Annotated in this window: 22 protein-coding genes; 4 read left to right on the top strand and 18 right to left on the bottom strand. The window is 36.6% G+C overall.

The genetic code is table 11. The features are described from left to right. Positions 1 to 76 precede the first annotated feature (76 nt). The 16 genes from ELD05_RS01685 to ELD05_RS01610 form a co-directional block, all read right to left on the bottom strand. A complete protein-coding gene (locus ELD05_RS01685; RefSeq protein WP_127351115.1) occupies positions 77 to 1420 on the bottom strand; it encodes a glycoside hydrolase family 28 protein in 1344 nt (447 codons plus the stop codon). Positions 1421 to 1459: 39 nt separating this feature from the next. Beyond that, the gene (locus ELD05_RS01680; RefSeq protein ID WP_127351114.1) at positions 1460 to 2584 is read right to left on the bottom strand and encodes a glycoside hydrolase family 88/105 protein; all 1125 of its coding nucleotides are present in this window, start codon (positions 2582 to 2584) and stop codon (positions 1460 to 1462) included. Then, complete coding sequence (locus ELD05_RS01675; RefSeq protein WP_127351113.1) at positions 2581 to 4167, bottom strand: glycoside hydrolase family 43 protein; 1587 nt, start codon at positions 4165 to 4167, stop codon at positions 2581 to 2583. The genes ELD05_RS01680 and ELD05_RS01675 overlap by 4 nt, the downstream gene beginning before the upstream one ends. Positions 4168 to 4285: 118 nt before the next feature. Then, on the bottom strand, positions 4286 to 5881 hold the full coding sequence (locus ELD05_RS01670; protein ID WP_127351112.1) for an extracellular solute-binding protein: 1596 nt from the start codon (positions 5879 to 5881) through the stop codon (positions 4286 to 4288). Between the two features lie 449 nt (positions 5882 to 6330). Further along, positions 6331 to 7092, bottom strand: coding sequence for a 2-dehydro-3-deoxy-D-gluconate 5-dehydrogenase KduD (gene kduD, locus ELD05_RS01665; protein WP_127351111.1), 762 nt, complete (start codon positions 7090 to 7092; stop codon positions 6331 to 6333). A 26-nt stretch (positions 7093 to 7118) separates the two neighbouring features. Then, complete coding sequence (gene kduI / locus ELD05_RS01660) at positions 7119 to 7949, bottom strand: 5-dehydro-4-deoxy-D-glucuronate isomerase (RefSeq protein ID WP_127351110.1); 831 nt, start codon at positions 7947 to 7949, stop codon at positions 7119 to 7121. Between the two features lie 20 nt (positions 7950 to 7969). Then, positions 7970 to 8998 carry a sugar kinase gene (locus tag ELD05_RS01655; RefSeq protein ID WP_127351109.1) on the bottom strand — a complete coding sequence of 343 codons (1029 nt, stop codon included), beginning with the start codon at positions 8996 to 8998 and terminating at the stop codon, positions 7970 to 7972. 5 nt (positions 8999 to 9003) lie between these two features. Further along, complete coding sequence (locus ELD05_RS01650; protein WP_127351108.1) at positions 9004 to 9651, bottom strand: bifunctional 2-keto-4-hydroxyglutarate aldolase/2-keto-3-deoxy-6-phosphogluconate aldolase; 648 nt, start codon at positions 9649 to 9651, stop codon at positions 9004 to 9006. Between the two features lie 20 nt (positions 9652 to 9671). Then, a complete protein-coding gene (locus ELD05_RS01645) occupies positions 9672 to 10448 on the bottom strand; it encodes an IclR family transcriptional regulator (protein WP_127351107.1) in 777 nt (258 codons plus the stop codon). A gap of 171 nt (positions 10449 to 10619) precedes the next feature. After that, positions 10620 to 11591 carry a glyoxylate reductase gene (gene gyaR / locus ELD05_RS01640; protein ID WP_127351106.1) on the bottom strand — a complete coding sequence of 324 codons (972 nt, stop codon included), beginning with the start codon at positions 11589 to 11591 and terminating at the stop codon, positions 10620 to 10622. 60 nt (positions 11592 to 11651) lie between these two features. Beyond that, positions 11652 to 12563, bottom strand: a complete 912-nt coding sequence (locus ELD05_RS01635) for a sugar phosphate isomerase/epimerase family protein (protein WP_127351105.1) — start codon at positions 12561 to 12563, stop codon at positions 11652 to 11654. 46 nt (positions 12564 to 12609) lie between these two features. After that, complete coding sequence (locus ELD05_RS01630; protein WP_127351104.1) at positions 12610 to 13446, bottom strand: class II fructose-bisphosphate aldolase; 837 nt, start codon at positions 13444 to 13446, stop codon at positions 12610 to 12612. A gap of 20 nt (positions 13447 to 13466) precedes the next feature. Continuing rightward, on the bottom strand, positions 13467 to 14966 hold the full coding sequence (gene xylB / locus ELD05_RS01625) for a xylulokinase (RefSeq protein WP_127351103.1): 1500 nt from the start codon (positions 14964 to 14966) through the stop codon (positions 13467 to 13469). A 36-nt stretch (positions 14967 to 15002) separates the two neighbouring features. Further along, positions 15003 to 15764 (bottom strand): DeoR/GlpR family DNA-binding transcription regulator, encoded by a 762-nt coding sequence (locus ELD05_RS01620; RefSeq protein WP_127351102.1) that lies wholly within the window; start codon positions 15762 to 15764, stop codon positions 15003 to 15005. Positions 15765 to 15969: 205 nt separating this feature from the next. Continuing rightward, complete coding sequence (locus tag ELD05_RS01615) at positions 15970 to 16422, bottom strand: ATP-binding protein (protein ID WP_127351101.1); 453 nt, start codon at positions 16420 to 16422, stop codon at positions 15970 to 15972. Between the two features lie 161 nt (positions 16423 to 16583). Beyond that, positions 16584 to 17015, bottom strand: a complete 432-nt coding sequence (locus tag ELD05_RS01610) for a nucleoside deaminase (RefSeq protein WP_127351100.1) — start codon at positions 17013 to 17015, stop codon at positions 16584 to 16586. A 145-nt stretch (positions 17016 to 17160) separates the two neighbouring features. Between ELD05_RS01610 and ELD05_RS01605 the strand changes: the two genes are divergently transcribed. The 3 genes from ELD05_RS01605 (at position 17161) to ELD05_RS01595 (ending at position 21724) form a co-directional block, all read left to right on the top strand. Then, a complete protein-coding gene (locus tag ELD05_RS01605) occupies positions 17161 to 18489 on the top strand; it encodes a hypothetical protein (protein WP_127351099.1) in 1329 nt (442 codons plus the stop codon). Positions 18490 to 18560: 71 nt separating this feature from the next. Then, complete coding sequence (locus tag ELD05_RS01600; protein WP_127351098.1) at positions 18561 to 19409, top strand: divergent polysaccharide deacetylase family protein; 849 nt, start codon at positions 18561 to 18563, stop codon at positions 19407 to 19409. Positions 19410 to 19498: 89 nt separating this feature from the next. After that, positions 19499 to 21724, top strand: a complete 2226-nt coding sequence (locus ELD05_RS01595; protein ID WP_127351097.1) for a hypothetical protein — start codon at positions 19499 to 19501, stop codon at positions 21722 to 21724. Between the two features lie 58 nt (positions 21725 to 21782). Here the strand turns inward: ELD05_RS01595 and spoVG are convergent, their stop codons facing one another. Together spoVG and purR are read right to left on the bottom strand one after the other, a co-directional pair. Next, complete coding sequence (gene spoVG / locus ELD05_RS01590; RefSeq protein ID WP_011915937.1) at positions 21783 to 22049, bottom strand: septation regulator SpoVG; 267 nt, start codon at positions 22047 to 22049, stop codon at positions 21783 to 21785. A 121-nt stretch (positions 22050 to 22170) separates the two neighbouring features. Continuing rightward, on the bottom strand, positions 22171 to 22989 hold the full coding sequence (purR, locus tag ELD05_RS01585; RefSeq protein WP_127351096.1) for a pur operon repressor: 819 nt from the start codon (positions 22987 to 22989) through the stop codon (positions 22171 to 22173). A gap of 202 nt (positions 22990 to 23191) precedes the next feature. On the opposite strand from purR, the gene murC reads away from it, so the two are divergent. After that, positions 23192 to 24559 (top strand): UDP-N-acetylmuramate--L-alanine ligase, encoded by a 1368-nt coding sequence (gene murC / locus ELD05_RS01580; RefSeq protein WP_127351095.1) that lies wholly within the window; start codon positions 23192 to 23194, stop codon positions 24557 to 24559. Positions 24560 to 24575 lie beyond the last annotated feature (16 nt).

The following is a 24575-nucleotide window of genomic DNA, read 5'->3' as shown; positions in this document are numbered from 1 at the left end:
AAAAAAGGGGTATGCTCTTTTTTGCCTTGTTGCCAAAGAGCATACCCCTACATTTAGCAAATACTTAATTTCCCTCTCACTCGGCAATCAGATTCATTGTATTATTCAGACTCAAAATCTTGGCATAATCTGCTGTATCTTTTGCCCTGCATCTGTAAAACTCTACATTTTCACAATTGTTAAGTTCAAAAGCAACACCTTCCTGTTCCAGCACAGTAACATTCATAAATCTTATATTCTTCACAGTATTTATGACAAACCCTTTTTTTGCCATCGGCTCTAAATAGCTCATCATAGCAGGAAGTTCAGGCTCAGGGTTTTGTGCCATCTCAACTGTGACATTTGAAAACATAACATCTTCAATTGGCATCTCTGTAAGACCATACAAAAATCCAGCTGCTGCTCGCGCCTGCCTTACAATCACATCGCTTATATAAATTCTTCTTACAATTGGAGTCGATTCATCAACAGGATAAGGAGACTTGTCCCAAACTCTCTTTTCTTTTCCACCTTTGCCGCAGTGATAGTACATATAAAACGCAAATGGACACATTACATTCTTCATCACAATGTTTGAAACTCTTATATCTTCAACAATCCCACCTCTTCCACGGCGGGTTTTTATTCTTATTCCCCTGTCTGTGCCCTCAAAAATGCAGTTTGAAATGACAACATTTCTAACACCACCGCTCATTTCACTGCCAATGACAACCCCACCATGACCATGTGCCATTATGCAGTTTGTAATTGCTATATTCTCACAAGGAATCCTCACCTTGCAATCTTCTGTTCCGGATTTTAAAGTTACACAGTCATCGCCAACATCTATGTAGCAGTTTGAGATTCTAACACCTTTGCAAGACTCAGGATTTATCCCATCTGTGTTAGGAGAATCATAAGGGTTTTGAATCTTGACATTGTGAACTGTGACATTCTCACATTCGATTGGGTTTACCGTCCAGCTTGGTGAATTGACAATCTTTATTCCTTCAATAGTCACGTTTTTGCACCTGTAAAAGCAAATTGTCCTTGGTCTTGGATATTTTAGTTCTTTATTTCTGTGAAGTTTCCACCACATCTCGCCCTGCCCATCTATTGTGCCAAATCCAACAACTGCAATGTTTTCTGCATTTTCGGCATAAATTAGTGGAGAGTATACTTCTTGTTCTTCGCCTTCCCATCTTGTATAAACTAAAGGAAAATCAGCCGGGTCGTTGGAAAATTTTAATATAGCCCCACTTTCTATATAGAGGGTTATATTGCTCTTCAGATGAATGGGACCGGTTAGATAAACTCCAGCAGGTACATAAACCGTCCCACCGCCTTGTTCCCAACTTGCTTCAATCGCCTTTTTGAATGCTTCTGTATCTTTTACCTGTCCATTTCCCACCGCTCCAAAATCACGAACATTTAAAAACATCAGGGTTGTCCTCCTTTTAAAAATTTTCTGTTCCACAACTTATTTGAATAGTCTTTCAATCCATGCACTTGCCTTTATAAACGCCCCAACACCTTTGAGGTCGTTTGTCTTTATTGGCTCGCTTATATAGTACTCAAAAGAACCATCTCTATACGGATTTCCACCCAAGCCTGCTACCATGCAAACACCATTGAGATTCAAAAGCCCCTCTTCATCCTCTTCAACAAACCTGTAGATTATTCCTTCATACGCTCTTTCAAGTGCTTTTACATAACTGCAGTCCAAATACCCCTTTTCTATACCCTTTGCAAGTGCATATGCAAACATGCAAGAAGCTGATGCTTCTGGATAATTTCCATTTCTGCCTATAAAGTTAACAACTTGGTACCAAACACCTATCTCAGGGTCTTGATACTTGATAACAGCGTCAACGAGCTGCTTGAAGATAGCCAAAATTGTTTCTCTTGACTGATGGTCTTGCGGCAGAAAGTCAAGGACATCTACTGCGGCCATTGCAAACCAGCCCATTGCCCTTCCCCAGAAATTTGGCGAGCAGCCTGTAATTTTGTTTGCCCATCTTTGCTCTCTTCTCTCATCCCAGCCATGGTAGTGGAGACCTGTGACAGGGTCTCTGGTATGTTTTGCACACAAGATTACCTGCTTTGCAACATCGTCAAAGATCTCGTCTGCCTCATCCTGCCCTATTAACGTTGCGTATTCAGCATAAAAAGGTGATGCCATGTAGATACCATCAAGCCACATTTGATGTGGGTAGATTTTTTTGTGCCAAAAACCACCTTCCACTGTCCTTGGATGCGTTCTTAGCTGGTCGCGTAGAAGCTGTGCCGCCTTTTTGTATTTTTCTTCACCAGTTTTCCTATATAGAAACAGAATTGCTTTTCCATTGTTTATATGGTCTATGTTGTACTCCTCTTTAGAATACTTCTTTATTGACCCATCCTCATTCACAAAGAAGTCTATGTTTCTTTTAATGTACTCATAATACTTCTCATCTTTTGTCATCTCATAAACATATTCCATCCCTTTAAAAACAACACCATAGTCATACTGCCATTTATCAGTAAGGTTCGGAAACTTTTTAATAACACTGTCTGACATCCTAACAGAGTAATTCTTCTTTACAAGCTCCTTTAACTTTTTCAACACCCATCTTCCTTTCTAAAGTTTTCAATCTTGAAATAATCAAAGTCAGCATAATCTGATTGGATAACTCTATTTTCTCCTGAGGTATTTATGCAGAAAAGCCCTATTTTTGAGCCGACCCAGATAGCCTCTCGGGGTATAAACTCTGTACCGAAATCTATAAATTTTTTGCCATCAAAACTGAATGAAAACTTACAAACGGCTCCTTCTTTAACACTGATTTTTAAAAAAACCTGAGATGCTTCTATCGGCATCTTAGCCACTGTTTTCTCAACCACATCTTCTTTCACATCACCTAAAATCTGCACAAGACTTAACTTTTTTTGTTCTCTTTTTATCCCAATAGAAGAATATCTATTGCCGCTTACTATTATGCCAGCATAAGAACCTTCTTTATTAAAATTAACCTCAAGTTTTGCAGTTGCTATAAATTCAGGTGCTGGAATTTTTTGTAGTAAAAGATTTGGCATAAAGAATATACTTTTTACTTTATTGTTATTTATCAGATTCCCAACCGCATATAATCTCAAATAGCTTTTTCTCTTTTCAAGTGAATACCAATTATCTTGAGGATTTGCGTGCCATTGCCATTGTAGTGAAATTTGGGGCTTTTCAAAATGGTCTGAGCATTCTAAGTAAAAATCATATTCATTTTTGTGGTTTGTGTTTGGCTTTCTATACTCTTCAACAGGCTCTCCAATACCATCACCATCTATATCAACGCCAATTACTGGCCAATCATCTTCCCATCTCATGGGCTGAAGATGGACTACCCTTCCATACGGACCTCTGTCTTGAAAATGCACAAACCAGTGCTCACCTTTTTCTGTCTCAACCCATGCACCTTGATGAGGACCATTTATTTTGGTCTTTCCCTGATGAAGCACTATCTTCTCTTCGTATGGCCCATAGATATCTTTCGATCTCAAAACCGTCTGCCACCCAAATTTTACTCCACCTGCAGGTGCAAATATGTAATAATAACCATTTCTCTTATAAAGTTTAGGCCCTTCAATTGTCGGCTGTGTTTTTGCGCCATCGAAGACGATTTTACCCTCATCTAATACTCTTAATCCGTCTGCTGATAACCTTGAGACACAAAGCTTGCTATTAAACCCTATCCTGCTCTTTGCAAAGGCATTTACAAGGTAAGCATTTCCGTCTTCATCCCAAAAAGGACATGGATCAATCCATCCCTTTGCTGCTTTTACCAAGTGGATATCCGACCATTTGCCAAACGGGTCATCTGTATAGCATACATATATACCATTATCAGGCATACTAAAATATATGTAAAACTTCTCTTCATGATATCTAATTGCAGGTGCCCATATACCTTTACCTATCTGAAGAGTATCATACTCAGGTGAAGGAAGTCTCTCAACTGCGTAATTTACAATTTTCCAATTGATTAAATCCCTTGAATGAAGTATGGGAAGACCTGGCACGCAGTTGAAACTTGACGCAACTAAAAAATAGTCACTGCCAACCCTGATTACATCAGGATCTGAATAGTCAGCATGTATTATGGGATTTTTATATCTTTCTTCATCTACGTTTGGGTCCCATAAAGTTGAAATCACTAATATTCCACCCCTTGTTTGCTACCTTCTCAAAAATCAAATTTATCGAGGGCTGTCTAAACAACAATTATTGCGCTATATTATGAGACAGCCCTCGAACATCTGGATTGTCACTTAACTATTTCCTTTGCATATACCTGTTATATGCATTTTGATAAATTTTTATCGCTTCATCTATCTTCATTCTTTTTAATGTCTTTACAAACGAATCGTAATTATTGTATTTACCTGTCATCATTTTAAGAAACATTTCATCATAGAAAGTATTAACAGTATTCAAAATATTTGCGAGTCTATTTGACTCTTCAGGAGTTAAAAATAGAGTTATTGGTGGCAAAGCAATCTCGTTTGTAACCTTTGACCAGTTCTTAGATGCTTCCTTTTGTTGAGGAAGTAAAAAGGATATCTGCAGACTGTATTCCCTTGACTGAACAAAAGCACCTAATATAGGAACATATTTACCAAGCGCTTCTTTAGGTCCAAGTTTTGGATTATTCATAATCTCGTCAGTATAAAGTGGACGTCCATTTTTAATTACATATGATTTTCCCTGGACTCCAAAATTCATTACTAAATATCCTTCTTTACTATAAGCCCAATCTAAAACCTTACATGCAGCTTCGATATTCTTACAATTTGTAGAAATTGCTGCACCTCTACCAGTAAACGGATACTCGTTTTGCCCGATTTTTACTTTTTCACCTTTTTTCAGAGAAGGATATGGTACTCCTATAAGATCAAACGATGTACCTTTTTTTACTGTCAGATATGTTCCCATTTGTCCACCTATAAGACCAAGCCATGAACCTATCTTGTCAGAAAGCACATTTGCTTCTATTACTTTTCTATCCATTGTCAGTACATCAGGGTCGATTAAACCTTCTTTCCACCATTTTGCCAGCGTGCTCATAAAAGATTTAAATTGAGGTTCTAATGGGCCATACTTAACCTTGCCATTTATCTGGAAGAAATCTGTTTTTATTCCCCATGCGCCAACTAAAAAACTACTATAATCAAAGGCAGCACGTGGATTTGAAGCTCCTCTTAAAATCGAAAATGGCCTCTCATCGCGCTGACCGTTTCCATTTGGGTCATTCAATTTAAAAGCTTTTAACATTTTGTACCATTCATCAACTGTCTCAGGCGGGTCAATGTTGAGTTTCTTTAACCAATCTTTCCTTACTTGAGGACCATAATAAGCATCAATTGGAAGTTCCTTTAGTGAAGGGAAACAGTACAAATCACCATCCACTGTTGATACCATTTTCTTTATATCAGGGTTCTTTTTTAGATAATTATTCAAATTAGGAGCATACTTTGGAATGTAGTTATTTAATGGAATAATAACTTTATCAAGTAATGCCTTTTGTGGACCACCCGGATAACCATTCCAACCCCATTCTATTATATCTGTCATCTGGCGTGAAGCAATCATTAAATTGAACTGGTCATTTGCTGCAGAACTGCTGAGTGGTGGGTGTTTAAAAACAATCTTTATACCTGTTTTCTTTTGTAATATTTGGTAGCAGGGAAGTTCGTTATAGCTTTTGTAATGCAGGGCCTGTTCTGCACCCATAGGTACCCAATAAGTCAATGTAACTTTTGTGGCTGCCTCAGCCTTTGGTGTTAAAAAAGCAGAGTTAAAAATTGTTAAACAGAAAAAGCTAAAAAGCAAATAAATTACTGTAACCTTCAAAAATCCTTTTCTTAACATAGTTTCCCTCCTTATAGGCTTATTTCTCTTTTGGGTTTGAGCCTATTATAGCACGTTAAATCAAAAATGCTTTCAAGAAGAATTTAAACTTCAAAGGACTAAATTAATATTTTACCAACATATAATTCAATAAATGCTAATTATTTGGGTGGATTTTTTTAATCTAACACAGACTATTTTAAAGTCCTAATTTTAAATTTCATCATATTAAAAATGTACACAAACCTTAGTATTTTGCTAAGGTTTATAATGTATGTGTTTTATAATTTTTATTTTTTGTACCAAAAATTCTTCCAAATTCTATTGTCTGAACAGCTAACATTGATAGGATTCATTCTTTTAAAGCATTTGCGCTGCTCATAAGAACATCTGCCAAAAGAGATTTTCGCACAAGATAGTAAAACCCCCAAAGGGCAATACTTAAGCCCTCGGGGATAAGTATTGAAAGGTTACCTTGCAAGCCAGCCACCATCAACGTTCAAGATACAGCCATTTACATAGTCAGAAGCTGATGATGCCAAGAACACAACAGCACCTTGCAAATCTTCTGGGGTACCCCATCTGCCTGCTGGAATTCTGGAAAGAATCTCCGCACTTCTGACAGGGTCTTCGCGAAGTGGCTTTGTATTATCTGTTGCCATATAACCTGGCGCTATTGCATTGACATTGATATTGTACTTTGCCCACTCATTTGCAAGTGCTTTTGTAATTCCTGCAACTCCACTCTTGCTTGCCGTGTATGATGGAACTCTTATTCCGCCCTGGAAAGAAAGCATGGATGCGATGTTTATTATTTTGCCGCCTGTTCCTTGTTTTATGAACTGTCTTGCTGCTGCCTGGCAGAAGAAAAATACTGTCTTTAAATTGAGATTCAAGACATCATCCCAGTCCTTTTCTGTAAAATCTATCGCATCACATCTCCTTATAATTCCTGCATTATTTACAAGAATATCAAGTTTTCCAAACTCTTGGACAGTCTTTTCAATGATAGAGTTTATGGGCTCAATGGTCCTCAAGTCTGCTTGGATTTCTAAAAATCTTCTGCCAAAAGCTTCTATCTTCTGTTTTGTTTCTGTACAAGGCCCAGATGCTACCCCAACTATGTCTGCACCAGCTTCAGCCAAAGCAATTGCCATACCCTGCCCAAGACCTTTTGATGCTCCTGTCACAATTGCAACCTTACCATCCAGTTTGAATTTATCCAATATCATTTCAATGTCACCTCCAAAATCGCCCCTTATTTTAAATCTTTCATAGGCACAGGATTAACATCAGAATATGATTGATTCTCACCAGCCATTGCCCAGATGAATGTATAGCTCTTTGTACCAACACCTGAGTGTATCGACCAGCTCGGGCTGATTACCGCCTGTTCATTTCTCACAATAATATGTCTCGTCTCCTGCGGCTCTCCCATCAGGTGCAAAACAAACGCATCTTCTGGCATATCAAAGTAGAAGTAAACTTCCATTCTCCTGTCATGCAGATGGCAGGGCATGGTGTTCCATACATTGTTTGGCTCTAAAATGGTCATTCCCATTACAAGCTGACAACTTTTTACCCCGTCTGGATGGATGTATTTGTAGATTGTCCTTTCATTTGACTCAGAAAGTGAACCAAGATGAAGAGCTTCAGTATTCTTTATATCAATCTTCTCTGTTGGATACTGCTTGTGGGCAGGTGTTGAAACAAAGTAGAACTTTGCCGGATTTGAAGGGTCATCGCTTCCAAATTCAAGCTTTTTGGTGGACATTCCAACATAAAGACCATCTTTCTTGTCAAGTTCGAACTTTTGTCCATCTGCAACAACATACCCTTTGCTGCCTATATTGATTATCCCAATCTCTCTTCTTTCAAGAAAATACTGAGCACCAATCTCTTTTCCATCTTCCAAGACCAAAACTTCCACTGTTGGCACAGCACCACCAACAATCACCCTATCAACATGAGTGTAGACCATGTTTATCTTGCCATATTCAAAGAGGTTTTCAATCAAAAACTCTTTCCTTATCTGTTCTGTTGTAAGAGTTTTGAACTGACTTGGATGCATCGCAAATCGAACTTCCATTTTTTGATACCCTCCCCTTTTTATCTTTTCATCATACCAGAGCCATCTTGTAAAAGTGCCTGTTTTATTTCATCCTCAGTCACAATCAAACTGTCGCCTTCAACTGTATGTTTTAGTGCACACATGTATGTTGCAACTTCAAGCATCTGATCACTTTCAAGCCCTCTTAAAACGCCATATAGTACCCCTGCAGTAAAAGCATCGCCTGCCCCAACCCTGTCGATAACTTCTATCTCTCGCTTTTTTGAAAATACAATGTTGCCATTCTCGTCACTTGTATAGGCAAAAAAGATGTTTTTAGAAGCAGAGAGGCTTCTTCTTGCAGCAAGAATTACTTTACTTAAGTTTTGGTACTTTGTTTGCAGCCTTTCAAACAAAACCTTTTGGCCATCTAGAGTAAGGTCAATACCTTCAAAATATTTTTCTTCCATATCAATCTTTAAGACTCTTCTCACATGCTCCTCGTTTGTAATTAAAATGTCCACATACGGCATAAGACCTGAAATCACTTCATTTGCTCTTTCATAGCTCCACAGTTTTGACCTATAATTGATGTCAAACGCCACCTTTGCACCTGCATTTTTTGCTGTCTTGAAAGCCACTTTTAGCTCGTCCAGCACATTTTGTGATAAAGCAGCGGTGATTCCTGTTGAGAAAAATATCTTGGTCTTTTTCAAAATGTCTTCCCAGTCAATATCGCCAGGCTGTATCTCATTTATGGCAGAGTCTGCTCTGTCGTACACAACAGTAGATGGCCTTTGTCCCACGCCTTTTTCAAGAAAGTAAATTCCAAGCCTTTTACCTTTTCTTTTAATATAGCTTGTGTCAACTCCATATCTTCTCAGAAAGTTTACCGTAGCATCACCAAGAGGATTCGGAGGAAGAAGGGTAACATAGCTTGTCTTTACACCAATGTTTGACAGTGCAACAACAACGTTTGCCTCAGCACCGCCAAAGTTGATGTCAAAACTTGTTGCCTGTAAAATCCTTTGATATCCTGGTGGTGAGAGTCTTAACATTATCTCGCCAAAGCTTGTCACCTCAAACATCTTTCCTATACCTTCCCCTTTGCCATCTTTATTTTCTGGAGAAACTGTCTGCAAATATCTTCTACCTTACTATAATCCTCATCCTTTGCATATTTTGTTATGTTGCCGCCAACACCAACCGCATATGCCCCTGCTTTAATCCACTCTTCAACATTGTCAAGGTCAACACCACCAGTTGGCATAAGTCTTGCCTGTGGGATTGGTCCTTTGTATGCTTTTATAATCTTTGGCCCGAAAAGCTCGCCAGGGAAAATCTTTATAACATCTGCACCACACTCAAGCGCCTCTACAACCTCTTTTATTGTCATAGCGCCGGGCATAGAAGCTATCCTGTACCTGTTACAAAGTTTTACCATTTCAGGATTGAGATATGGACTTACAACAAACTTTGCACCGGCTAAAATTGCAATTCGCGCTGTTTCGCTATCCAAAACTGTGCCTGCACCTATTATAATTTCATCCTCTTTGTATGTGCTTGTAAGATACTTTATTATCTCGTCAGCGCCAGGTACAGTAAATGTTATCTCAATTGCGCTGGCACCACCTTTTATACATGCCTCTGTAATCTTAAGAGCCTTCTCTTTCGACTCTGCACGAACAACAACAACAAGCCCATTTTCGTTTATCCTTTGCAGAACCTGTTCCTTTTCCATCCTGTTACATCTCCTTTCCCCTATGTTTTTTTCTCCTCCACATGCCCAAGCCTGTGAGAAATCTTCTTTGCAGTCTCCGCAACCTTTTGCGCATTCTCTTCATCCTTGTGAGGTGGTAGGACGCTCACAGGTGCTGAAATGCTAATAGCAGCAATCATCTCGCCTCTGTAGTCATATATGGGTGCTGCAATACACCTTACACCTTCTTGCAACTCTTCATTGTCAACTGCAAAGCCTCTCTCTCGAACACTTCTTATCTCATCAAGAAGCTTTTCTATATTTGTAATAGTGTTTTGTGTATATGATTGAAGAGAAATTGTAGATAGTATCTTTTCAACTTCTTGGTCTGAAAATTTGCTGAGCATCACTTTCCCCAGTGCTGTACAGTATGCTGGAACTCTTTTGCCAATTGAGGAGTAAAGCCTTATTGAGTTTACCTGTTCAATCTTGTCAATGTAGACAACATCACTACCGTCAAGAATTGCCAAGTGTACAGTGACATTTAGCATAGCCACAAGCTCACGCAAAAACGGATGTGCTTCGGTTCTGAGCTCAATGTTGTTAAGATAAAGACTTGAAATCTCAACAAACTTTACACCAAGCTTGTAGCGCAAGGTCTGTGGGTCTTTTTGAACATACCCTCTGTTAAGTATTGTCTGCAAAATCCTGTGGACGGTAGTCTTGTGAAGTGAAAGTTTTTGAGAAAGCTGAGTAATTGAAAGCCCTTTTGGCTCAACAGCCAAAGCCTCGATTATTTCAAACGCCCTTTCAATTGACTGAACAGAATTTTGTGACATATCAGTCTCCCCTGTTTCGTATTGTGAAATGCTGTTTCGTATTGTTCACAAAAACATTATAGCATTATTTTATGATTTTTAAAATAAACAATTTTGACAACTCTCATATGCTCCCTGCGGGACAAGTCTCTTCCCGCAGGGAAACATATTTCTAAGCCGAGATACTCTTTATTACTTTTTGTTCAAAACCTCTTTATTGACAAGTGTTCTTGGAACTCTTCCCTCAATGAAATCTACTATATTGTTTGCCGCAAGCATTGCCATGTCAAGCCTTGACTCTTCTGTTGCAGAACCAATGTGAGGAAGCATTACAACATTGTCAAGTTCAGCCAGTTCTGGCTCAAACTCAGGTTCTCTCTCATACACGTCAAGCCCTGCAGCATAAATCTTCTTTTCTTTCAGCGCCTTTACAAGCGCCTTTTCATCGACAATTGGTCCGCGTGCTGTGTTAATCAATATTGCCGACGGCTTCATAAGAGAAAGCTCTCTTTCACCAATCATATGTCTTGTTTGTGGTGTGAGAGGCACGTGAATTGATATAAAATCTGCTTCTTTTAAAAGCTCATCTAATGCTACATACTGAGCGCCCATTTCCTTTTCAAAGTTTTCTTTTCTCTCAAAATCATAGTACAAAATCTTCATGTTAAAACCTTTTGACATCCTCGCAAAAGCCTGGCCAATCCTACCTGCACCAATTACACCAAGTGTTTTGCCTGTTATGCCTTTGCCTAAAAAGAGCATCGGACCCCAGCCTTTGTAATGTCCACCTCTCATGAACTTGTCAGCTTCAACTATTCTTCTTGCCGCAGCAAAGAGCAGCGCCCACGCAAGCTCAGCTGTTGCGTTTGTCAGAACGTCTGGTGTGTTTGTTACATAAACACCTCTTCTTGTTGCCTCTTCAATATCTATGTTATCATAACCTACCGCATAGTTTGCAACAATCTTGACATTTGGTGCATGGTCAAAAAACTCACTGTCCACTTTATCAACAAGCTGGGTCAAAACTGCGTCTTTATCAGCAATTGCTCTCAATAGTTCTTCTCTTGTCATCGGTCTGTCGTGCGGGTTTACTTCAACCTCACCATATTTATTCAAAAGCTCAATTGCAGGTTCCATTATTCTTCTTGTTACAAGTATCTTCATATAAATTTTCCCTCCCGCAACTTTAAAAGTATTTCTATTTTTCTATTGAAGCAGAAATTTTTATAGTCTTGCCCATGCTTCGTTCAAAACCCTCTTTGAGCTTGCAAGCACAATTTTCGGGTCTTGCCCTGGCATAGGTGATACTTCAAAGCTCAAGATAGGTCTTTTTTCTGGGTTTAAAAAACCTATATCTTTCAATACCCTCAAAAATTCAATTACCTCTTCAACATCGTTTTCGCCGCCCTCTATTCCAAACATTGGATGCTTGTCGCCATACGCTGGATGGTTCTTGTCCTTTACAACAGCATTGCCTATATGAACATGTGTGAGGTAGTCTTTTACTGGTAAAAGTGCCTGCTCAGCTGTTTCTCTTGTAAGTGGAAGATGGCTCAAATCTACAATCAATCCAAAATTGTCATATTCTTTTCTTATCTCGGCTGCAAATCTTGCTGCAAGGTCAGCAGGTCCAATCAAGCTCTTTTTGTCAATGTCAAAATCAAACACTTCAAGCTCTATCATAAAGTTACCTCTTGACTTTGCATACTCACAAAGCTCTTTTGTTGTTTCAACCAAAGCTTTATACGCTTCTTCCTTACGGTTTTCATCATACTGCCTTGATAAAAACCCAAGACCAACTGCTTCAAGTTCGCATGCTTCATCAATTCTCTCTTTTAAGAAGGCAACAACCTGTTTTCTCTTTTCACTGTCATAGTCATTCGGATTGAGCCCTGTTCTCAAAAGTGTTGGCTGTGCACCATACGCAACTGTCACATGTGCATCTTTTAACATATTCTTTACTCTTTTTCTTACTTCACTATCTTTTATCCATGTAATCTCTACTGCATTAAAGTAATCATCTTCAAGAACTGTTTTTAAAGTCTCCTCAATTGGCCCTTCTCCACCAATAACCTCTGGGAAAGACATGAAATGAATTGTCCCTATCTTAAGATATTTATAAATTGGCTCGTTCATCTAAAACACCTCCAAATAAGTTTATTAGTATCTATTATAATTGTTTCTAAATTATGTCATAGCTTCCAAAAACCTTTAACTTCTTTATGGCTTCCTCTTTCACAATCATTCTAATTTTCTCAAAGATTGCAGGAGTCAAATTATCTGTGGTTTTGATAAACTCAGGAAGCTTCTCATTTATCGCTAAAGTCAGATCAGTAAAAATATTCACCTTGTTAATTCCGTACTCTATACACTTTTTAAAATCATCATCTGAAAGCCCAGAGCCACCGTGCAAAACAAGATAACAATCAACTCTTTTTCTAATTTCCGCAAGTCTTTCAAAATCAAGCTTAGGCTCGCCCTTGTAGACACCGTGAACTGTACCAATTGAAACAGCTAAAGCATCAACACCTGTTTGTTTTGCAAATACTTCTGCCTCTTCAGGCTTTGTATAAAACTCTGGATTTTTAAAATCCCACTCGCCTCTTCCAACAACGCCAAGTTCTCCCTCAACACTCACACCAACAGAATGCGCTATCTCAACAACTTCCTTGGTTTTCTTTATATTTTCCTCAAACGGCAAGTTTGAACCGTCAAACATGACAGATGTAAACCCAGCCTTTATTGCTCTCATGATGTTTTTCAGGCTCTTTGCATGGTCCAGATGCACACACACAGGCACAGATGATCTTTTTGCAAGGAAAATCATTACCTCTGCAAGCATCTCAAAGTCAAGCCTGTCAACAAACCTATCAGCAATCCCAATTATAATAGGGGTTTTTAGCTCTTCTGCTGCGTCAATTAAGCCTTCATAAAAGTCTGCAGAAAGGCCGTTGAACATCCCCACGCCAAATTTTTTTACCTTTGTGTAACCCAAAACATCATTTAAATTTACTAACAAATTCAAAGACCTCCTAACTTTTAGCTTAAGATTTCTGAAATCTTTGGATATATATTGGAAACTGAATTATACAGTTCATTGTAGATTTCATATACCCTGTCATAAACTCTTTGGTTGTCTGGATTTGGTGTATATTCAAAGAGCACCTCGCGTTTTTCTTCAATAAGGCTTTCTCTTGCACCAATCGCCACTGCTGCTAAAAGCATTGCTCCTTTTGACGCAGCCTCTGACACCTTTTCAACAATCACTTTCTTCCCCAAAATATCAGCTTTTATCTTGCTCCACACAGTGCTCTTTGCCCCGCCACCCATTGAAACAACACTTTCAACCTTCAAGCCCATACCTTCTAAAATCTCTATGCATGCACGAATCTCATATGATATTCCTTCCAATACACTTCTTGCTATATCTCCCCTTGAATGTGTAAGTGTCAGACCAAACAAAACCCCTCTTGCATCAGGATTCCACCTTGTTGCACGTGACCCCATGAAAAATGGCAAAAGCACAATCCCATTTGCTCCAGGGCTTGAATTTTCTGCCTCTTTGTCAATTATCTCATAGGCGTTCTCGCCTTTTTCTTTTTCGCCTCTGTATAGGTTGTCCCGAACCCACCTCAGGATTGTACCGCTTGTTGATATCCCCTGCTCAATCAGGTAATAATCTCTTATTACATGACACGAACAAACAACCCTTGGATCAAGCAGCTCTGGAACCTTGTTTGATGACATTGACACGTTTGTTGCTGTGCCAGTCGACTCCATAACACGCGAACCAATAATGCCTGCACCAACTGCTTCTAAAGGCCTGTCTCCACCACCGCTTATAACAGGAATACCACTTTTCAGTCCAAGCATCTTTGCAACATCATCTTTTAAGTACCCTATTATCTCATCTGCATAGCATAGCCTCGGAAACTGATTTAGCTTCACACCCACAAATTCAAAGATATCTTGCCACCACTGTCTTTTGGTTATATCAAACATCATTGTCCTGCTTGCCAGCGAATGGTCTGTTGCTGCCTCGCCTGTTAGCTTATACCCAATAAACTCTTTTGGTTGCAAGAAAACTGTAGCTTTTTTCAATACATCCGGCTCATACTTTTTAAACCACAAAAGCTTTGTTGCTGTAAAGGTTGAATCTGGAATAAGTCCTGTGATTTTATGTATAGTTTCTTTCCCAAATTCCTGAGAGATTTCTTCAGCCTCAGGTCGTGAGCGCCTATCCATCCATGAAATAGCTCTGTACAAAATATTGCCATCCTTATCAAGCGGAACAACTGTCTCTCTCTGAGATGAAAGACCTATGGCAACAATGCTACTGCCATCTGTCTGCTGAAGACACTCCTTAATCCCACTTACGCACTCACTCCACCAATCGTTCGGGTCTTGTTCTGCCCATTCAATCTGGGGTGTGTAAGTGGGATATTCCCTATTTGACTTTGCCAAAATATTACCTTGTAAATCAAAAACTATAACCTTGCATGCTGTTGTACCTATGTCAATTGTAAGAATTTTGCTCATTGAATGTACTTTGCTCCTTTCAGAAAGACTCAAAGGTTATACAATGGTGAGCTTTACACCTTTCTGTCTAAACTTTTCGACAAGCTCACTGTCAATTTCTCCTGAGGTTATAATCTCTGTGACCTTGTTCAAACTGCAAAACGAAACCATAGCATTTTTCAAAAACTTACTGCTGTCGGCAACTACTATTACTTCCTTACTGCTTTCAATCATTGCTCTTTTGACCTCTGCTTCAAATATATCAGAGGTTGTTAAACCTTTTTCAAGCGATATCCCACTTGTTCCTATAAATGCTATGTCAGCGCTAAATTGCGTAAAGCTCTTTTGTGCCTCAGGCCCAACTGTTGAAAAATTAGAATTTTTTACTTTCCCGCCAACCAAGAATAAATTAATACTATTGTTTGATACAAGCTCATTTATAATATTTACACCATTGGTAATAACCGTTATGTGTTGTGCTGTTTTTAAATTTCTTGCTATCTGTTGGGTAGTTGTGCCTGTATCTAAGATTATTATCATACCCTCTTTAATCCTTTTTACTGCCTCTTTTGCTATTTTTTCTTTTTCTTGTATAAATTCCTTTGCTCTTTGAGAAATAGGTGGAACAATGGTAAATCCTTCTTTTAAAATTGCTCCTCCATAATTCTTCTCGATTATTCCTTCCTGCTCAAGTTTTTTGAGGTCACGTCGGATAGTCTCATCTGATACGTTGAATATATTGCACAGTTCTGTGACAGTTACGCTCTTTTTCTCCATCAAGATTTCCTTTATCTTCTGCCTTCTTGTTGCAGACAACATATCTCCATCACCTATTCTTCAATGTGGATTTGTGTGTCAACTTATTAATATTCTACTCAATTTTTTGAGGAATTGCAATATAAAATTCAAAAGAATTACACAAGATTGGTCAAGACAAGTTGCTAAGATTGCAAATAAAAAAAGACTGCTTTCTTCTCTCGCAGCCTTTTACAACAACTTCAATATTACTTAGCCCAAATTAGCATCAAAGGTGATTTACTTCCTCTCTTTTAAGCCTTCGAAGAGCAACTATCTTGTTTCCTCTCTGATTCTGTTTTACCTTCTCACAAAGAGAAGAAACTATCATAAGTCCTCGTCCAAATTCATACAAATCCTCAATTTTCTCATCTTCCTCATAAGGTGTGTACTCTTTGAACACTTCTTCAATATCAAACCCTTCACCTTCATCTTCTACAACAATATAACTCAGTTTTTTGTCAACAACCCCTATCTTTACTTTTACATTTTTTGAACTATCACCTTTGTTCCCATGAATAATGGCATTTATCAAAAGCTCATTTACTATAAGTTTGAATTCTAAAAGCTCTTCCGCAGTAACATCTGCCTCTCTCATCAAAAATGAAAGTATTTCCTTTTCAATTGTCTTGACAAGTTGAAGACTACTACTAAAAACAAGCTGTAAAAACTTATTCTCCATTTCTTCCTCGCAACCTTTCTTCTTCTAAATTTTATTACTACTTCTTTCAAATTACTTTTTTTACACTACAACTACTTTTTTAACTTTTGAAGAATTCCTTCTATTACATATATACCCCTAAAAATTCAGCATTACACAACTTATCTTTTGAGTTTCAACCTTTAAATCCTTCTTTTTTCAAAAAAACTCTTTAAAAGTGCTTTGCATTCATCTTCGCATATTCCTCCTATTACTTCAACTTTATGATTCAGGTTTGGATCTTGAGAAAGTTTAAAGCAAGACTCAGCAGCTCCCATCTTAAAGTCCCTCGCTCCAAAGTAAAGCCTATCAACTTTACTTAGAACTATCGCACTCATACACATAGGACAAGGCTCTTTTGTCACAACCATCTCGCAACCTCTTAAGTCCTTTGTAGATAGCTTTGATGTGGCATCAAGTATCGCAAGGATTTCTGCGTGAAATATGGCATTTTTGCTATCATTTTTTTGTATACTAATAATCTCACCATCTTTGAGCACTGCTGCCGCTATGGGAATGTCTTCCATAGAACTTACATAATCTATTAGTTTTTTCATTACATTATATATATACATCAACTTTTCACCCTTTTTCTTTATCAATTTTTAACAAATTTTTTTGAATTTTTTTGTAAGCCACGTACGCAAAAACATGTTTATCCTACTTATCTTTAGTGATACTATTATTTATAGCAGTAAAAAGCTTATGGAGTGAATCAGATTGGAAAATGCAAATCAGTTTATAACAAAATATATATACCTTTTTGCAATAACAAGCTTAGTATTTCCAATTTTTATGATGTTTTCTTCGTTTGTCATGACCAAGGACCCATCTAATTTATTTATATCATTTTTGATAATGAATGCACTGTTTTTGCTGATTCCCTATCTTATCAAAAAAAGAAGCACAGGACTGTGGGAAAAGATCTTAAATATCTTGTTCATAATAATAATCCCGCAAGGCTTTGCTTTGATTGTCTTAAAACCTTATGGAATTTTGGAGATGTTCATAGGCCAAATCTTTTGTATGGGCCTTTATATTCACTCCTACTTAGTTTATGAAAAAGAAGAAGTTAACATTTCACTTGGCGCAATTTTAGCTGGGCTTTGGGCTATTATAATTGTCAGTGGACTTTCAACTTTTTTGAACGTCCCAAAAAATATTATAAACCAGTATTCTACCTACTCAATAATCTTTCTTATTGCAAGTGTGTATCTTTCAAATAGGATAAACTTGGAAAATTTAATTAGCCGCAGATACAGACGTACAAACAGCATATCAACAAGTATAAGCTTTATAAATCTCTTTTTGAGTTTAGCATTTATTGTAATTTTACTTCTTTTATTCAAATTCAAAGGCTTTGCTCCCTATGTTGTTGCTTTCATTGTGGAGACAATAAAGTTTATCTTTAAAATAATAAAAAAGATATTAGAATTTCTAAATTCACTTTTTGCAACAACAAAACCTATGTCAAACTCTAACAATGACATTGCTGAACTTCTCAAAAACATGAAACCTGCTAAAAAGAGTTTGATTTCTCAAATACTTGATATAATCGGCTATCTTTTGGCCCTTGGAATACTTGGATTTCTCATTTACAAAGCACTTGGATTTATAAAGATTGCTATTGAAGAGATGATAAGAAATTTGCTTTTGTTTTTGGCAAAGGTCACAAATAACATTCAAATGGTAGAAAGAGGTCAAAACTATACTGATATTAAGACGTTTATACTTGCAAAAAAGAGGCCAAAAGCTAAACCGAAGCAGACAAAGATTAAAAAGATAAATCTCAAGAGGATTTCGGATTTGAACTTACGCCTAAGAATCATTTTCAAGCTTACAATGGAGTACTTTTATCAAAAGAAAAACTATAATCTAAAAACCTCTCTCACTCCACTTGAGATGGGAAGACTAATCACAAGAGGCGAACTTATAAACAGTAGCATTATTGAAGATTTAATTGATGAATATAATAAAGTTAGATACCACAAAAAATATAGTGTTACCTCGACAGAGCAATTTGAAGAGTTTGTTAAAAATCTCAAATGACCATTTTTGGTGGTATATCAAAAAATCTGAATGAATAATCTATTATCAGAAACTAAAACTCTTAAAAGATCATGAAATTAAGAAGATATATTCTCATTGTCATTAAGAAAGCAAAGCTAAGTCAATATTTCATTCCTTTACTTGCAATTTTTTGTTTTATTGTACTTGCACTTGTTTACATTTTTTACAATCCAAGACCACAAGCTGTTGAAACCTCAGCACAATCTCAAGCGTATGTATCTTTGATATTCGAAGATGCAGGAATGGATGAGCAAGAGGTTCACAAACTTTTGGAGATTAATCTTCCATTTGATGTTGCAATTATTCCTTTCTTACCTTTTTCCAATAAAATTGCTCTTATGTGCAGTAAAAGCAACAAAGAGATTTTGATGCATCTTTCAATGGAACCAGAAGATCAGAATACTCTTTGGCTATCACCACGCAGTATAATGAACAGCACCCCCGATGATGAGGTTGATAAGATTTTCAAAGATGCAATGTTAAACCTACCGCACAGCAAAGGCTTTAGCATTCATTTGGGAACACTTGTGTGTACAAATGAGAAAATAGTCGGTCACTTAGTGAGCTTAGCAAAGGCAAACAACATGATAGTTGTTGACTCAACGTCATCACCAAAATCGCTATTTTCAAAGATTGGAAAGCAAAAAGGTATTGATGTGATATCCCACGATGTCATATTGGATTCAAAAAATGAGCTAAAGCCTATACAAGACAAATTTAAACTCCTTTTCAACATAGCAAAGAAAAAGGGATTTGCAGTGGGAATTGGACATTTAGGTCAGGAAGGTGGCCTTACAACTATTGAGGCATTTAAAGAAGTATTAAAAGATGCTCAAAGAGAAAACATAAAATTTGTATTTGTATCAGATATTGTTAAATTAATTAAACAAACTGACTAAAATTTTTAATTGAATTTTAGAGAGAGTCAACATATAATTAATATTTGGAAACTACACGCGAAAAAAGAAGGGAGTCGGTAGCAGAAAAGATGACAAAAAGACTTGCAGTGTTTGCAGTTATTATCATGTTTATATCAACTTTTTCTACAGCTATATTTGCAACAGGTAAACAAAACCTTCCCGAAAAAACCCACTTTTCAATTGAAGCAAAAGGAAATGCAGTTGAAATCTTAAAAGGAAATCAAGGCGTCGCCAAGATTTTACCCCCAGAATTTTTGAATAATACCCCAACAAAAAAGGAAGAGAGTTTTTCAACTGATATTCCTTTTATTGAAAATGGAGTTATTCAGTGGAAAATTAAAAAGAGCGAACCTTCCGATATTTCATTTTTAACAGATGGTAGAAACAAAGTCTTAAAGCTTGACTTTCACACAATGAATGCCTTTTATAAAATAACTTCACCTTACATTTCTCTTAAAGATGAATATCAATCTGTGATGTTATCGTTTGACTACAAAGTAGACTACCAAAGCCTTATTCACTTTAAAGAAGAGGAGAATGTAAACGTCGAGATAGCAATCTTTGGTGAAAATAAAACAAAGATATTGTCATTGCCTGAAAAGCTAAAATTAACCCCTGGTTGGGGAATGTTTAAGACATCATTTTCTCTGCCAATTAATGCAAGGTATATAACATTTGAAATTTCTCAAAATGGCAAGAACATTCAAACTGTGCAGTTTAGAAATTTCAAAATAGGTTTTGTAAAACCGTCAAAGTACTCCTTTGCGCTAAAGCGCGTTGATAAGTACAATAACTTAATAGAACAGGAGTTTGAAAATGGTTTCCAGAAGATAACCAGAAAAGTTTTTGTATCATCATCAGAGGATGTGATAAATGTTGAAGAGATTTTGAAGTCAAAAGAGGATCACCAAGTTTTTAAGGAATACTCACCTGTTGTGTTTGAGTCAAAGCCGCTTTTTATTCTAAAGCGCGATTATTCAATTTCAAAATTTACAAGCCCAATGTATGTGACAGACTCTCTTTCTGACTTTTATCTCAAGCTTGACAACTGTGCAATGGGCTATGCTAATAATTACGATTCTATTGAAACTTATAACTTAAAAAATAAAGCAAATGTATTCCTGTTTTTTTCAAACTCTGATGATATAAAGTATTTCTTAATTGGGAAAAACAAAGAGCATATCTGGACAACAACACAGCTTTTTAAAAAGGGTTTTGAAAAAAGCTTCACTTATTCTATCTTCCCAGCAGACTTCGGTTATGCTATAAAATCACGCGCGCCTGATGGTAGAAAAGGTATTTTAGTATTCTCCAACCATGCTGATTCAAATATGATTTCAATTATAAAAGCTATAATGTTTGGCACAACAGATACAAAAGATAGCTCATATATGAAAAAAGGATTTGTGGGGTATAAAATCCCAATAACATGGGGATTTTTCTACAAATCTATAAAAGGAATACCTGGTTTTTACAATCCTGAGTACAAGAAACTCATTGAATTTCTTGCTCAAAAAGGCATAGAGGTTGTGCTTCACACAGCATCGCCTATTGCAAAAGAAAACACCCCGCAGCTTATCGAAAAGGCATTAAATGCTACAAGTTATTTAAAACTTGATGACTGGATTGACCACAGTTTATCTGATGGTACTCGTTGTGGAGATTTGAAAAGCGAAGGAGCTATAAAAACAAGCAAAAACTACACATTTAATCTTTTTTTAAAGCATGGTTATAAATACTGCTGGTCTTATTTGGATGTGAAGTTAGATGACCTCAATATGCTCGAACCAAACCAGGTAAACAAACATCCACAAATTTTCTTTAAAAATTATAATTTTGGTGAAGGTGATTCTTTATACCAATGGAATTCTGTAAGGTACAGAAATCTTTTGTCAATGCTGACAAAGCCGCGGCTTGAAAAGTTTGTAAACGAAAACGGAGTTTGTATTATACACGATTATTTTGCTCATCCTATGCAGAAAAGAAAATTTTTTATTGTGAAAAACAAGAATGTATATATAAGTCGGCAACTTGACAATAACCTGAAACTCGTAGCAACATTTAAAGATAAAAAACTTTTGTGGGTACCCACCGTAAAGCAGTTTATCAATTATGAAATCGCACTGAAAAATGTAATAATTACTCCCCTTGACAAATCAACTTTGCTTGTTGACAACAAAAATGGCTTTGATATAAAGGGCTTTACGCTCATTACCATCTTACAAAATGGTCAAGAAAGAAGAATTGTAACAACACTTGTACCAGGAATAAATATAATTTCACTGCCCCAATAACAAAAAAGGTTTCTACCTTTCTTTCTGTTACGGGTAGAAACCTTTTCTTTTTAGTTCTTTATTCTCCAGCTGAAATAACAGCTTCATATTTTTCAATTACAGCTTTTTGAACCATATCGCGCATCTCTTGGTTTATGGGATGTGCAATGTCTTTGAATTCACCCTCTGGTGTCTTTCTGCTCGGCATTGCAATAAATAATCCATTTTGCCCCTCGATAATCTTAATGTCATGCACAACAAAACAGTTGTCAAATGTCACAGATACAATAGCCTTCATCCTGCCCTCATTTGTAATCTTTCTAATCCTAACATCTGTCACCTGCATAAGCCCATCCTCCATGTTAATTTTACTTTCTGTTTAGTTTATATAATTCTACATTTTTCTATCTTTCCCTTTAGTATTTTCAACAAATTTTCCTTTCAATTTAGTGCATTTTATATAAATTTTATGAAATTACTTGATTATTTATCGAAAATTCAATCTTTTTGTTTTCTGCATCAAGGGTATCTAAAATCAAAAGGCTTTTATAATCTATATCAATGCTTTTTTTATCCTTTGTGGCAATCAAAACCCCAACTCCCACCAATGTGGACTCAAATTCACTGAGCAAATCTCTCATCCCACGAACAGTACCGCCACCGCGCATAAAATCGTCTATAAAGAGCACCTTTGAGCCTCTTTTTATAGCCTTTTTTGCCATTGTCATTGTCTCAATCTTCCCTGTTGTTCCTGAGATGTATGAGATATTGACTGTCGAGCCTTCTGTAAACTTGCTTCCACTTCGCGCAACAACTAATGGTTTGTTAAAATACTGTGCAACATAAGATGCAAGTGCAATTCCTTTCGCCTCAACAGTGGCAATATAGTCTATTTCTTTTTCTAAAAAAAGCCTCAAAAAAATCTTTGCAGCCTTTTTAATTATCTCTGGGCTGAATACAATGTCGTTTATATATACAAAACCGCCAGATACAATTCTCTCTGGGTTTTGAAGCTCATTTTTCAAAAAGTTCAAAAATTCTATCTCCTCCTCTTTCTTCATAACCGGAATATAATAAACACCGCCAGCAGCACCGCTTATTGTCTCAAGTCGACCTTGTCCTGTCTCAACAAACACTTTTGAGATGAGGTCAATATCTTCACTCAAAGTAGATTTAGCACAGTTCAATTTCTCACAAAAAAAACTTAAACTAAAAACTTTCATTGGATTTTGCGTTAAGATATTAGTAATATATATAAGCCTTTCGGCTTTTCCTGCCTTTTCCATTCTAAACTTTGCACCTCCAAAATAAAAAACCCCAATATTGAGAATAATTATATCACACTTACCGAATGACATAAAGAAAAATTAAATGAACGTTCGATAAGTTAAAATTATTTTAACAATTCAAACAAAAAAGAAGTATAATATAAAATGTATGATAGTTTCAATATTGAAAAAATTTCTGTTGTTGGAGGTAAGTTTTTTAATGAATAAATTCTTTTTAATCGGCATTGGTGGAATATCGATGAGTGCAATCGCACTCATTCTTAAAAATCATGGACATATTGTAGAAGGTTCTGATATGCAAGAGAGCAAAACCACGAGAATGCTAAGGGAAAAGGGAATTAATGTATATATAGGACATGATGAAAATCACATAAAAGGTGATGAGATAATAATTTACACAGCGGCCATTTCAAAAGACAACCCAGAACTTGTAAAGGCGAAGAGGTTGGGGCTTAAAGTTTATGAGAGAGCTGAGTTTTTAGGAATGCTCATGAAAGATTATAAAAATGTTATAGCAGTTTCTGGCACACATGGAAAAACTACTACTACTTCAATGATAGGATACATTTTAAAAAAAGCTCTTTTAAATCCTACAGTCTTGGTTGGAGCATTTGTAAAACAGCTTGGTGGAAATTTCTGTATTGGTTCAAGTGAGTATTTAGTTGTTGAGGCATGTGAATATGTCGATAGCTTTTTAAAGTTCAATCCAAGCATTGGTGTAATTTTGAACATTGACAATGACCATTTGGACTATTTTAAGGATATAGAGTCAATCAAAGACTCCTTCAGAAAGTTTGCTCTCAAAATTCCCCAAAACGGATTTATTGTTGCAAATCTTGACGATGAGAATGTTTATTCAGTTGCAAGTAATTTAAAGCAAAATGTAATATATTTTTCCACCAAAACAAAGGCAGATTTTTGGGCAGACAATATAACTTCCTGCAATGGCTATTATGAATTTGATGTTGTTAACAAAGATTTTAAACATCTTTGCCATATTAAACTTAATATCCCTGGATTTCACAATGTGTATAATAGCTTAGCAGCTTTTTCAGTTGCATACACATTGGGAATTGATAAAAATACTATCAAAGAAGCTATTTTTGAATTTTGTGGCGCATCTCGAAGGCTCGAGAAATTAGGTGAAATTGACGGCATACTCCTTTATGATGACTATGCTCACCACCCTACTGAAATAGAAGCAACACTTAGGACGTTGAGAAAATTAGCCAAAGAAAAAGTTATTGTAATCTTTCAGCCACATACATTTAGTAGACTCAAAAGTCTCATGGAAGGGTTTGTAAAAAGCCTTTCTTTAGCAGACAAAGTTATTGTCACTGATGTCTATGCTGCGCGGGAAAAGAATGTATATGGTGTTAGCTCAGAAGATTTATATGAAAAGCTCAAAAAAGCAGGTGTTGACTGTGAGTATATAAATCAATTTGAAAAAATAGCAGAATATGTATTGAATACTGCTCAAAAGGGTGACATTGTTGCAACAATCGGTGCGGGTGATGTAAACAAGTGTATAGAGTTAATACTTAACAAATCACCTGTGAAATCATAAGAAAAAAGCTGCCTCA

This window comes from Caldicellulosiruptor changbaiensis (assembly GCF_003999255.1).
Lineage (GTDB): Bacteria > Bacillota > Thermoanaerobacteria > Caldicellulosiruptorales > Caldicellulosiruptoraceae > Caldicellulosiruptor > Caldicellulosiruptor changbaiensis.
This window is presented reverse-complemented; position numbering and strand designations above follow the sequence as displayed.